Origin of the sequence: Salipaludibacillus agaradhaerens, from assembly GCF_002019735.1 — a bacterium.
Taxonomy (GTDB): Bacteria; Bacillota; Bacilli; order Bacillales; family Salisediminibacteriaceae; genus Salipaludibacillus; species Salipaludibacillus agaradhaerens.
In genome coordinates this window covers 1,131,201-1,143,873 of the sequence record NZ_KV917378.1, presented here as the reverse complement: position 1 = coordinate 1,143,873, position 12,673 = coordinate 1,131,201, and the positions used below count along the sequence as shown (strand labels likewise).

Here is a 12,673-nt window from a genome sequence, read left to right as displayed (position 1 = left end):
AAAGGAAATAACATGATGAATGTTTCACAATTCGATTATCATTTACCAGAAGAACTAATTGCACAAACACCGTTAAAAAACAGAGAAAGTTCTCGCTTATTAATATTGAATAAGCAATCTGGTGACATAGCGCATAAACATTTCCCAGATCTTCTCACCTTTTTAGAGAAAGGTGATACATTGGTTTTGAACAATACGAAAGTGATTCCCGCAAGGTTATTTGGCGTAAAGAAAGAAACAGGAGCAAAGATCGAACTACTCCTTTTAAAAGAGGAGGAAAACCATCAATGGGAAGTGCTAGTAAAGCCTGCTAAAAGAGTGAAAGAGGGAACAGTCCTTACTTTTGGAGGTGACCTTCTCACCGGTAAATGTGTGGAAGAGCTACCGGAAGGCAGAAGGAAAATTGCGTTTTCATTTTCGGGTATTTTTCATGAAATTTTAGATAAGCTAGGTGAAATGCCCTTGCCTCCTTATATACAAGAGCAATTGGAGGAAAAAGACCGTTACCAGACAGTTTATGCAGAGCATAGAGGGTCAGCAGCAGCCCCGACAGCTGGTCTGCACTTCACTGAATCATTATTAAGTAAGGTGAAAGAAAAAGGTGTTAATGTCGCTTATATTACGCTACATGTTGGTCTTGGGACGTTTCGCCCTGTATCTGTCAATTCAATTGAAGAGCATCACATGCATGCTGAGTATTATGAAATGACAGAAGATACAGCAGCGTTATTAAATGAGACGAAGGAACAAGGTAAGAAAATAATAGCAGTTGGAACGACATCAGCACGCACACTTGAAACAGTAGCGAGGGATCATCATGGTCGATTAGTTGCATCCAGCGGTTGGACTGATATTTTCATTTACCCTGGTTTTACATTTCAAGCGATTGATGGCCTTCTAACTAATTTTCACTTGCCGAAATCCACATTAGTCATGCTAGTAAGCGCCTTTGCAGGAAGAGACCATATTTTAAATGCTTATCGAGAAGCGGTGACTGCCAAGTATCGTTTTTTTAGCTTTGGCGATGCAATGCTTCTTATTTAGACGAGTATTTTAACAAGGAAGGAAGACATGATGACAGCTATTAAGTACGAACATATAAAAACGTGTAAACAGTCAGGAGCTAGGCTTGGAAAAGTCCATACGCCACACGGGACATTTGAAACACCTATTTTTATGCCAGTAGGAACGCTGGCTACCGTGAAAACGATGAGTCCAGAAGATTTAAAGCAAATGAATGCTCAAATTATTTTAAGCAATACGTATCACCTTTGGCTTCGTCCTGGAGAGGATATTGTTGAAGAAGCTGGTGGTATTCATCGTTTTATGAATTGGGATCGGCCTGTATTAACAGATTCAGGGGGATTTCAAGTGTTTAGTTTGAGCGACCTGCGTCATATTACTGAAGAAGGTGTTCATTTTAGAAATCATTTAAGTGGTGAAAAATTATTTTTAACACCTGAAAAGTCAATGCAAATTCAAAATGCGCTCGGTCCTGATATCATGATGGCATTTGATGAATGTCCGCCATATCCCGCAGAGCATGCGTATATGAAAGCATCAGTAGAGAGAACAAGCCGCTGGGCGGAACGCTGTATGAAGGCTCATGCTAGACCTGAGGACCAGGGACTTTTTGGTATTGTTCAAGGTGGGGAGTATGAAGATCTTAGACGACAAAGTGCAGAAGATCTTGTCTCACTTGATTTTCCTGGTTACGCTATCGGGGGATTATCGGTTGGAGAACCGAAAAATGTCATGAATGAGGTACTTGAATACACAACGCCATGGCTTCCGAAAGATAAACCACGCTATTTGATGGGGGTGGGATCTGCCGATTCGTTAATTGATGGGGCCATACGTGGAATTGATATGTTCGATTGCGTATTACCAACACGCATCGCTAGAAATGGCACCCTTATGACAAGTACTGGAAGGCTTGTGGTGAGAAATGCAGCATATGCAAGAGATTTCAGACCGATAGATGAAGCGTGTGATTGCCACGTCTGTCAAAACCATTCTCGTGCTTACATCAGACATCTTATCAAATGTAATGAAACACTAGGGTTAAGACTTTGTTCTTATCACAACTTGCATTTTCTCTTAAATTTAATGGAGCAGGTAAGACAAGCGATACGTGATGATCGGTTACTTGACTTTAGAACAGAATTTTTTGAAACATACGGATTCAATAAAGCAGATGCGAAAAATTTTTAGTAAATCTTATATCTTAATAGATTTTGATTGATTTTTAAAGGCAAGTTTGTCTACAATAGTACGGGAGAATTATTTTACAGCCTTGACACTTCGTAACTGATTGTTTGGATTTGAAACATTTTGTTTTATAGTTCGATGTGAAGGTGTTAAGACTGAAAGGGGTGAAATAAATGGAATTTACACCAATCATTATGCTTGTTGTTATGTTTGCGATTTTTTATTTTCTTTTGATTCGTCCCCAGCAAAAAAGACAAAAGAAGATCCAAGAGATGCATGCTGCTCTTCAAAAAGGGGATAAAATTGTAACAATTGGTGGCCTACACGGTACGATTGATGCAATTGATGAAAATCAAGTAGTGATCATGGTCGACAGTAATAATAAGTTAACATTTGATCGTCAAGCGATACGTGAAGTAGTTAATCCTGATTGATATAAAAAATCGACTTCCCAAAAGGGAGGTCGATTTTTTATCATGTCCATCAAAGCGATAATCAGTTATTGTTCTTTGAAGTTATGGCCCCGAACATTGACACCTAACATTCCTCCAAATATAGCCGTGATTAAATATCCGCTGTGGATAATTATCTGCTGCAAATCAAATCCTTCATTGAAACTTAAAAATTGAGTTAGAAAGGTTACACACGAATACATTAAAGCAGTCAGTGCCCCAGCAAACCAGCCTTTTTCCCCGGATTTACCGCCTGCTAAAAAACCACCCAAAAATAAAGCGATAAATGAAAAAATGAGCAAAACCCAGAAAAATGATTCTTCCGTTGTATTTGTATATCGAAGAATCAATGAGCCTAGGAAGCTGGTCACAATAACAAGTACAAATATCATTAAAACACCATATAAAACGCTGCTTATTAGCCGTTGTGGCACGCTAATACCCTCCTTTTTACTTCTATTACCTCATCTATATTCTTCTGAAAAATAAAATAGACGAGCTTTTATGAAAAAACGAGATAAAAAGTGTAGCTTTTCTAAGGATGAAACGAAATACTGACATGATTGTCCAACTGTCCTCATAGAATGTATCGATGAAACAGGGAGGGGCATCGACATATGGAATGGATGATGGCATTGACGATATTCATAGTAAGCTATAGCTTACTTATTAGTGAAAAATATAATAGAGCACTCATCGCATGCCTTGGGGGAATTGCCATGTTAATGGCAGGCGTCATGACGCTTGAGAATGCTTTTTTACAGCATATTGACTGGCACACGATCGTATTATTGCTGTCGATGATGATTCTTGTGTCGATCACAAGTCAAAGTGGACTTTTTGAATTTGCAGCTATCTATTTAGCGAAAGTAGTAAAAGGAGGCCCTGTTGCTTTATTACTTGTTATTTCTACACTCACAGCAGTTGGTTCGGCGTTATTAAATAACGTCACCACGGTTCTTCTTATTGTTCCGATTGTTATGACATTAACCCAAATGCTCAATATCACAGCAATTCCTTATTTAATTGCCACAATACTAGCTTCAAATATAGGTGGTACGGCGACATTAATTGGTGATCCACCTAACCTCATGATCGGACAGGCCGTAGAGCATTTAAATTTCAATGACTTTCTCATACATTTGGGGCCTGTTGTGGTCGTGATATATGCTGTTGTATTGTTGGGGATTTGTCTTTTATACAAGAAGAAGTTGACTGTAGATAAGGCTCACCGTATGCGTTTAATGGGAATAAATCCCCGCATTTATTTAGAGAGACGGTCATTATTATTTAAGTCCGTGACAGTCCTGACTCTAACGATGACCGGTTTTATCATGCAACCTCTACTGAATATAGAATTGACGAGTATCGCTATGGCAGGTGCTATTTTACTTATGTTATTGACAAGTGAAGAAAAAGGGACGGAAGAAGTTTTTCAATCGATTGAATGGGTCACTATTTTCTTCTTTGTAGGACTTTTTATGCTAGTAGGGGGGTTAAAAGAAACGGGACTTATTGATGAGATTGCTAAATCAATTATTTATTATACGGAAGGGGATGTGCCGACTACGGCGTTATTAATTCTTTGGGCGTCAGGTATTCTTTCTGGTTTCGTAGATAATATTCCTTTCGTCGCAGCGATGATTCCAGTTATTTTAGAGTTTCAGGAATACGGTATGACAAACTTAGATCCCCTTTGGTGGGCATTAGCCCTGGGTGCCTGTCTAGGTGGAAATGGTACATTGATTGGTGCTAGCTCTAACCTTATTGTGGCTGGATTAGCTATGAAAGCCCGGCAACCCTTTTCTTATGTTGACTTTCTTAAAATCGGAATACCGACGGCCTTAATCTCATTTATTATTTCAACTGTTTATTTATATTTTCGATACTTAACAGATTTTATGTGAACGAGTTCAATGAATGATATCAAAGAATGAGAAAATTCATGAGAATGTTCTGTCTTTGATTAGATAACCAATAACCAATTGGCTCACATGGTATTTCAAGAAAAGTTATCTCAAATGTATGAATGTGAGCCTTTTTCGGTATGCTTTAGTTTAAGGTGGTAAAACTGCGCATACTATTAATAGCTGTTTGAAGGAGACAAAATGGAGTTAGTAACCATTATTTTACGCACACTAGTGATCTATGTTGTTATTTTAATCATATTTAGACTTATGGGGAAGCGTGAAATTGGTCAGTTATCTATCGTTGACTTTGTTATTTCTTTAATGATTGCAGAGCTTGCTGTTATGACGATTGAAAATGTGAGAGTTCCCGTCGTTCATCAACTTATTCCTATGTTTCTTCTTATGCTTATTCAAATAACACTAGCATACGTTTCTTTGAAGAGTCGAAAATTAAGGAAAATGATTGATGGGAAACCATCAGTAATTATCCGTCAAGGTAAAATTGATGAGCGGGAAATGAGAAGACAACGTTATAATTTTGATGATTTAATGCTGCAATTAAGACAAAAAGATATTCAGTATATGTCTGATGTGGAGTTTGCAATACTAGAGCCTTCAGGCCAGCTATCTGTTATACGAAAAGATCCAGATGAATCTGTCACAGGTAGGCCGGCTTTTATACCTTTACCTTTAGTGCTAGATGGAGAAGTACAGGAAGATCATTTGTATGAGATTGGAAAAGATGTGCATTGGTTAAGAAGTGAGCTAAGAAAAAAAGGTGTGGTGGAAGTTAGAAGTATTTCGTTTTGTTCGCTTAACAGAGATGAATCATTATTTATAGACTTAAAAAATGAATGATAAGGGTATCCTACAAGCGTTTAGCTAATTGGATACCCTCTTAGTTGTGACAATGTTTATTTAAAATTTTATCACAAATAACCGTCTGTAAAACCTCCGCGTCAACATTGATCAGATTATTTAGGTGAGAGATAATGCGCTAAGGTCCTGATTTATTAAATACAAATTACTGAAAAAATTACGAAGCGTCCACTGATTAAAGGTTCGTTATATGTTTTTTTCATCTAAATAAAGGTCAGGTTTTTAAGAATTTTAAACAAACATATTTTGGTGCATCGAGTTGAATAAATATCATAATGCCATGTTCTACTCAATATGACGAGTAATAATGGGGTTAACAACAAAACATTCGTCAGAAACGCAAACTGGAAGGGAGCAAGCGACATCTGAAAACTCATTCTGACTGAGCTTTGCAAAGACAGAATGAGTTGAAGGCGCGCCCCGTGGAAAGCGGCCATCTGTAGAGTGAAAATGAGTCATATCGTTCGGAAATAACGATACAATCCTGATTATAAAATCAATCAAGTTAGATAAATAGTAACTAAAAGAACTTACCGATATAAGGGAATTTTCTTATTTCTGAGCGGTGCACAATTTTAAGAGCAAACACGAGAATGAAATAGGTTACTGAAGTGGCGATAATACTTAGTACTGTCTGCCATAATAATGAGTAATACGATGTAAGTACTTCCCATAAAGTGTAGCCAATCACGCCACTTGCGATCATCGCCATGATTACTTTTACTATCTCTCTTAAGTTAATTGTAAAACTAATGGCTTTTACAAGAGTGGCAAAGTGAAGTATTGTTACGAGAATAAATCCTAAGACGACACCTAACGCAGCTCCCATAATGCCTAATTCTGGTCTTGATGCTAAAATGAATATCGTGGCCGTTTTTACTACGGCTCCTATTAAACTATTCATCATAGCTGATTTAGCTAAATTAAGCGCTTGTAAAGCAGCTTGTAAAGGTCCTTGAAAATATAAAAATAAACTGAAAGGTGCCATAATTTTAAGGTAGCCTGCCACAGTAGGAGCATCATACACTAGGTCCATTATTGGTTCAGCGAAAACATATAGGATAACAACCGCTACTCCGCCTGACATTAAGGCGAACCGCAACGCTTGCCCAAGGCGATAATGAATCAATTCATGATTTTTCACAATTGCAGCTTCACTTATAGCAGGAACGAGAGATACCGATAGAGAATACGTTATAAACGTTGGGAGCAAAATCATTGGAATGACATACCCTGCTAACTCACCGTATTGAGCGGTAGCTAGAGTTGTAGCTACACCGGCTAATGCTAGGCTTTGGGCAACAACAATTGGTTCAAAGAATAGAGACAAAGAGCCAATGAGTCTGCTGCCGGTTGTGGGGATGGCAATAACCATTAAATCTTCAAACGTCTTTTTTCCACCTGCTACATGGGAAAAAAAGCGACGGCGGACACGAAAGGTTTTTCGGCGCTTAAACATCGTGACCATAAAAATCAGTGAAGCTAGTTCACCAAGAACGACAGAAATCATAGCCCCAGCTGCTGCGTATTCGATACCATATGGCAAGAAGAGAGACGTTAAGGTTGCAACAAATGTAATTCTGACAATTTGTTCAATCACTTGTGAATAAGCGGTTGGTTTCATATTTTGAAGCCCTTGAAAATAGCCTCTAATGACTGAGGAAAGGGCGACAATAGGGACGATTGGAGAGATAGCAATTAACGGGTAAAAGGCTCTACTATCCGTTAAGAAATTTGAAGAAATGACAGGGGCTATCATCACCATACACGTTGTAAAAATAACACTTAAAATCCCAGTGACTGTTAAAGAAACGACTAATATTTGTTTGATTTTTGATCTGTCACCCTCGGTGTCAGCCTCGGCTACTAGCTTTGAGATGGCTACAGGTAAACCGAGCTGTGTGAGGGTCATGACTAAAAGCATCGTTGGTACTGCCATCATATAAAGACCCACACCTTCAGCTCCCATGATGCGTGCGACAATTATTTTGTTTATAAAGCCAAGAACTCGTGTAATAAACCCTGCGAGTATTAAAATAACTGCGCCTTTTAAAAATGTTTGCTTCGTCATTCCGGCCCCTACTTTCTATAAAAAATCATTGGATTTTTCCACTAAAGATGTATATGCTGAAAAGGTGGCCAAGCATGACAAGGTTTCATAATTAAATAGATTTTTCTACATAGAAATAATGGTATAATGGGACAACTTAAGGAGATGGAAAGACAAATGGAATGGCGAAATGTTTATCGTGGTATTTTAATGGGGGCAAGTAATCTCGTTCCAGGTGTAAGTGCCGGGACAATTGCGTTAATTTTTGGGATTTATGATCATTTAATTGCATCAATCAGTGACTTTTTCAGTTCAAAATGGCGTGACAGTCTTAAATTTCTTCTTCCGCTTGGAATAGGAGTGATTGCAGGCTTCGTTGGATTAATTCACATAATACGGTGGTTACATGAGCACCATTATCAGACAACACAGTTTTTTTTCTTAGGATTGATTATTGGTGTGATTCCACTCTTACTAACTCAATCTAATATGAAAACGCAGTTTAAAGTACCGCATTTTGTGATACTTCTCGTGACAGCTGTTGGGGTAGGGTTGATGGGACTTCTGCCAGAAGAAGGCTCTGGCATTATTGATTTAACACCTTTTAACGGGGTAAAGCTATTTATAGCGGGCTGGCTTGCAAGTGCGTCTTTGTTGCTTCCAGGCATTAGTGGAGCGGCGGTTTTACTTATATTTGGCGTTTATGATACAGCCATTGAAGCCTTATATTCAATGAATATACCAGTAATCGGTTTACTCGGTGGGGGTCTTTTAATTGGCTTTGCAATGAGCAGTAAAATTATTAAATATGTTTTAAAACAATATCCTTACATGACTTATGCTGTCATAATTGGATTATTAGTTGGCTCTCTAGTCATTGTATTTCCAGGATTTTCAGCAGGGCCTGCAGCATTATTTCCAAGTGCGGTAACATTTTTAGCTGGTGCGTTGACTGCTATACTCCTCGGATCGAGAAGCTAAGAAAAAGTTATTAGAGGGAGGCAATCTCATGGTTAATGAACAATGGAGTTATTGGAAAATGAAACTGGAGCCAGTCATTCAGAGCAAAGTAGAAGAATGGAAAATGCTAGGGTATGAAAAAATTTCAGAGAAAGACGTCTGGGAATGCTTTATGATAAAAGTAGAAAAAAGCAAAGAAAGACCAGAGAAAATTCGTTCTCACTGGATGGTTTCAGAGCTATTCAGCTTGAAAGTAAACGATTATATGAATTTAGTGACTGTTGCTGCCTACAAAGGCCCAGAATGGTTTCATAATGAGCAACCGGTTGATTTTAGATTAAATCAATTTGAGGATGACAGTAGCTAAAGAGGGATTCCTAATATTGACACTTGTTTTTCTTAAAAAGTATAATAAATAGTAGTCTTTAGAAGCATTGCATTACATAATTAGCGGTCCTGCGGGTTTCTCAGGGCCGTATCGTGTTGTGTTTATATGAAGGAGGATCAATTCGTTCATGAAAAAAAGAAAAAAAGTTAAAAAGGGCTTGATTGTAGCTTTTTTTGCTATCGTGATTTCGCTAGGGACTTTGATAGCGAGTAATGTTATGGCACATGTAAATAATATTAACCTTGGATTAGATTTACAAGGCGGATTTGAAGTGCTTTATGAAGTAGAGCCGATTGACAGTGAAAGTGAGATTAATCGTGAATTACTCAGTGACACAGTCAGTGCTCTTAATGCACGAATCGATGTATTAGGAGTATCGGAGCCTAATATTAGTATCGAAGGAGATAATAGAATACGTGTACAATTAGCTGGTGTCACAGACCAAGAAACTGCACGAGAATTACTGTCGACAGAAGCGAGATTATCGTTTCGAGATGTTGATGACGAAGTGAAAATGGATGGTGGGGACTTGGTCGAAGGGGGAGCTCGGCAAAGCTTTCACCCTGATACGAATCAACCTATCGTGACAGTTACGGTAGCGGATGCTTCCCTCTTTGAAGATATTACGAGAGAAATAAGTAGCCGGCCAATGGGGGAGAATATCCTTGCTATTTGGTTAGACTATGATGAAGGAGATAGTTATGAAGAGGAAATAATGAAAGAAGATTCAAAAATTGTCTCCGCACCTCGTGTCAGTCATGTTATTTCTAGTCGTGATGTGATGATTGAAGGGGATTTTACATCGGAAGAGGCTTCTGATCTGGCAGGGATTTTAAACGCTGGAGCTTTACCAGTGGAGCTGACAGAAATTCAAGCAGATTCTGTAGGTGCCTCTTTAGGGGAGCGCTCAATGGAGATGGCAATTAATGCTGGTATCGTGGGCATCGCCCTTATCTTTGCCTATATGCTCGTTTATTACCGTTTTATGGGCTTTATCTCTTTGTTAACATTGACAGGTTATATTTATCTCGTCCTCGTTGTATTTGACTGGATGAATGCTGTCCTTACCTTGCCTGGTATAGCGGCATTAATTCTTGGCGTCGGTATGGCGGTGGATGCTAATATTATTACATTTGAGCGAATTAAGGACGAGCTTCGCTCTGGTAAATCAACTATGAGCGCATTTCGAGCAGGAAGCCGCCGCTCATTATCAACAATACTAGATGCGAATATTACAACTATTTTGGCCGCTGGTGTCTTGTTTTATTTTGGAACGAGTGCTGTTCAAGGGTTTGCTGTCATGCTGATTGTCAGCATTTTAGCCAGCTTCATCACATCTGTATTTGGAGCAAGACTGTTGCTCGGGCTTTGGGTGAATAGTCGGATTTTAAATAAACGGCCAAGGATGTTCGGTGTGAAGGAGCGTGAAATTAGTGAACTTTGAGCATTGGAATACCAAATTGGATTTCGTGAAGCATCGTAAAAAGTTTTTTGCTTTGTCCACTGTTTTCTTATTGTTAGGGATTATTATGTTAGCTACTGTGGGCTTAAATCTCGGGATTGATTTTAGAAGCGGTACGACGATAGATATTATGGCAGACGAAACGATTACAGCTGATGAAATCAGAGGTCATTTTGAGGAGATCGGATTTACTCCTGACGACGTGACGCTTGCAGGAGAGGAAAACAACATTGGACGGGCTTCCTTTATAGGTGGTCTTGATCAACAGGAAACATTACAGATTCAAAATCATTTCAATGATGTATATGGGAGTATGCCGAATGTAAGTACAGTCACGCCTCTAGTAGGTGAAGAATTGGCTAGAAACGCCATCATCTCCGTCCTCATTGCAACGGTAGGGATTATTATTTACGTTACGATAAGATTTGAATTTTTATACGGTTTGTCTGCGATTGTAGCTCTCTTTCATGATGCCTTATTCATCGTTGGAGTGTTCAGTATTGTTCAGATGGAAGTAAATATACCATTCATTGCTGCGGTATTGACTATCATCGGTTACTCGATAAATGATACGATTGTCACGTTTGATAGAATTCGTGAAAATATGACTTATGAGAAAAAAGTTAAAGGATTCGATGATTTGGCAAGAGTTGTAAACAAAAGTCTTGTCCAGACTCTTGCAAGATCACTAAATACCGTTCTTACTGTTTTCTTTGCTGCAGCCGCTTTATTTTTTCTCGGTGGAGATGCATTACGTACCTTTTCTTTAGCGTTAGTCGTAGGGTTGATTGCAGGAACCTATTCATCCCTTTTTATTGCAGCACAACTTTGGTTAGTATTAAAAGCTAGACAATTAAAAAAAGGGCGGCGTCGAGTGAAACAATCCGAAAGAGAACAACAACCAGAAACTTAAAAGTAATGCTAAAGTGGTGCTTAGAAGCACCACTTTTTCCACTTAGATGTGGTCTCTTATTAAAAATTAAATATTCCATCTAGCATAGAGATGTAATAGCTAACAGTATGTCTTTGGGACTTGTCGGGTATTAATTTAGAATAACTAATAAATTAAAGTTAATTGATAGTGCTTGTGAAAGGAAGTGAAGCTATGACAAAAGCGGAGCAGGATACACGATATAAAAAAGTTCGCACTGGTGCATGGGTTGGGATTATAGGCAATTTGATCCTTGCTATTATTAAAGGGGTTGTAGGATTAATTGCAGATAGTCGCGCGCTCGTAGCAGATGCCCTTCATTCAGCATCGGACGTTGCGGGATCTGTCGCCGTTTTAATCGGTGTAAAAGCAGCTAGGCAACCTCCTGACGAGGATCATCCTTACGGACACGGAAAAGCAGAGACAGTGACAGCAATCATTGTTGCTGTTTTGCTGTTTATTGTCGGTGTTGAAATTGCATTAGGTGCATTTCGATCTTTTAATGAACCTATTGTTGTGCCTGGATCTATGGCACTGTATGCCATTGTCTTCTCTATTGTAGTAAAAGAATTCATGTTTCGGTATAAGTTCCGTTTGGGTAAAAAGTATAAAAGTGAGGCATTAATAACGGATGCATGGCATCATCGCTCTGATGTTTTTTCATCTCTAGCGGCTCTACTAGGGGTTGGTGCTGCTATCTTTGGCGGTTATGCGGAAATTAATTGGCTTGTGTATATGGATCCACTAGCCGGTCTATTCGTCTCTTTACTTATCATGAAAATGGGATGGAAGCTTGGTAGTGAAGCAATACATAATACACTTGATCATGTATTGCATGAAGAAGACACAGAAGAAATGTGGGCTCAGGCTCGAGCAGTTTCTGGCGTGCAAAAAGTTGATGAACTGCTAGCCAGAGAGCATGGTCATTACGTGATAGTTGACATAAAGATAGCAGTTGACCCCCATATTACTGTAGAACAAGGGCATAGTATTGGAAAAGATGTGAAAAACGCACTGATGCAAGATGGTTATGTACAAGATGTACGTGTTCATGTAAATCCATATATGAGAGAGGAGTGATCGTGATGAGAGGACAATGGGGATTGATCTCCGGGCTAATCTTTGTCTTATTAATTGCCATATTTGCTGTTATTAACGTGGAGGCTGTTCGGGTAAATTATTTGTTCGGTACAGCTGACTGGCCCCTTATTCTTGTTATTCTCGTTTCTGTTTTGATGGGTGGATTAATTGTTGGAAGCGTGGGAATATTTAAGGTTTATCAGCTTCAACAGGAAATCAAGCGATTGAAACTGCAGCTTGAGACACCAAGAAATGAAGATGAAACAACAAAGACTTTTCGAGCAGGGGCAACGTCAAATAACAACGTAGGAAAAAAAGAATAACTCTCTCATACTATCCATTGCTACCAC

Annotated in this window: 13 protein-coding genes; 11 read left to right on the top strand and 2 right to left on the bottom strand. The window is 38.8% G+C overall.

The window, feature by feature from the left end:
* Nucleotides 1-15 precede the first annotated feature (15 nt).
* The 3 genes from queA (at nucleotide 16) to yajC (ending at nucleotide 2,645) form a co-directional block, all read left to right on the top strand.
* Nucleotides 16-1,044: a tRNA preQ1(34) S-adenosylmethionine ribosyltransferase-isomerase QueA gene (queA, locus tag BK581_RS05510; protein WP_078577230.1), complete on the top strand. Its 1,029-nt coding sequence runs from the start codon at nucleotides 16-18 to the stop codon at nucleotides 1,042-1,044.
* Between the two features lie 30 nt (nucleotides 1,045-1,074).
* The gene (tgt, locus tag BK581_RS05505) at nucleotides 1,075-2,214 is read left to right on the top strand and encodes a tRNA guanosine(34) transglycosylase Tgt (protein ID WP_078579863.1); all 1,140 of its coding nucleotides are present in this window, start codon (nucleotides 1,075-1,077) and stop codon (nucleotides 2,212-2,214) included.
* Nucleotides 2,215-2,384: 170 nt separating this feature from the next.
* The gene (gene yajC / locus BK581_RS05500) at nucleotides 2,385-2,645 is read left to right on the top strand and encodes a preprotein translocase subunit YajC (RefSeq protein WP_078577229.1); all 261 of its coding nucleotides are present in this window, start codon (nucleotides 2,385-2,387) and stop codon (nucleotides 2,643-2,645) included.
* Nucleotides 2,646-2,710: 65 nt separating this feature from the next.
* Here yajC and BK581_RS05495 read toward each other — a convergent pair whose 3' ends face one another.
* The gene (locus BK581_RS05495) at nucleotides 2,711-3,097 is read right to left on the bottom strand and encodes a TIGR04086 family membrane protein (protein WP_095995530.1); all 387 of its coding nucleotides are present in this window, start codon (nucleotides 3,095-3,097) and stop codon (nucleotides 2,711-2,713) included.
* Nucleotides 3,098-3,280: 183 nt separating this feature from the next.
* On the opposite strand from BK581_RS05495, the gene BK581_RS05490 reads away from it, so the two are divergent.
* Nucleotides 3,281-4,570: an ArsB/NhaD family transporter gene (locus BK581_RS05490; protein WP_078577228.1), complete on the top strand. Its 1,290-nt coding sequence runs from the start codon at nucleotides 3,281-3,283 to the stop codon at nucleotides 4,568-4,570.
* A gap of 201 nt (nucleotides 4,571-4,771) precedes the next feature.
* Entirely contained in the window at nucleotides 4,772-5,431 is a 660-nt protein-coding gene (locus tag BK581_RS05485) for a DUF421 domain-containing protein (protein ID WP_078577227.1), read from the top strand.
* Between the two features lie 541 nt (nucleotides 5,432-5,972).
* On the opposite strand, the gene spoVB is transcribed toward BK581_RS05485, so the two are convergent.
* Nucleotides 5,973-7,523 carry a stage V sporulation protein B gene (gene spoVB, locus BK581_RS05480; protein WP_078577226.1) on the bottom strand — a complete coding sequence of 517 codons (1,551 nt, stop codon included), beginning with the start codon at nucleotides 7,521-7,523 and terminating at the stop codon, nucleotides 5,973-5,975.
* Nucleotides 7,524-7,679: 156 nt separating this feature from the next.
* Here spoVB and BK581_RS05475 point away from each other — a divergent pair, with 156 nt between their 5' ends.
* The 6 genes from BK581_RS05475 (at nucleotide 7,680) to BK581_RS05450 (ending at nucleotide 12,646) form a co-directional block, all read left to right on the top strand.
* On the top strand, nucleotides 7,680-8,483 hold the full coding sequence (locus BK581_RS05475; RefSeq protein WP_078577225.1) for a DUF368 domain-containing protein: 804 nt from the start codon (nucleotides 7,680-7,682) through the stop codon (nucleotides 8,481-8,483).
* Between the two features lie 28 nt (nucleotides 8,484-8,511).
* Nucleotides 8,512-8,829 (top strand): post-transcriptional regulator, encoded by a 318-nt coding sequence (locus BK581_RS05470; protein WP_078577224.1) that lies wholly within the window; start codon nucleotides 8,512-8,514, stop codon nucleotides 8,827-8,829.
* Nucleotides 8,830-8,977: 148 nt separating this feature from the next.
* Nucleotides 8,978-10,294 (top strand): protein translocase subunit SecD, encoded by a 1,317-nt coding sequence (gene secD / locus BK581_RS05465; RefSeq protein ID WP_078577223.1) that lies wholly within the window; start codon nucleotides 8,978-8,980, stop codon nucleotides 10,292-10,294.
* Nucleotides 10,284-11,225: a protein translocase subunit SecF gene (secF, locus tag BK581_RS05460; RefSeq protein ID WP_078577222.1), complete on the top strand. Its 942-nt coding sequence runs from the start codon at nucleotides 10,284-10,286 to the stop codon at nucleotides 11,223-11,225. Before secD ends, secF begins: the two co-directional genes overlap by 11 nt.
* 192 nt (nucleotides 11,226-11,417) lie before the next feature.
* Nucleotides 11,418-12,323 (top strand): cation diffusion facilitator family transporter, encoded by a 906-nt coding sequence (locus BK581_RS05455; protein WP_078577221.1) that lies wholly within the window; start codon nucleotides 11,418-11,420, stop codon nucleotides 12,321-12,323.
* A 5-nt stretch (nucleotides 12,324-12,328) separates the two neighbouring features.
* On the top strand, nucleotides 12,329-12,646 hold the full coding sequence (locus BK581_RS05450; RefSeq protein ID WP_078577220.1) for a LapA family protein: 318 nt from the start codon (nucleotides 12,329-12,331) through the stop codon (nucleotides 12,644-12,646).
* The last annotated feature ends 27 nt before the right edge of the window (nucleotides 12,647-12,673 follow it).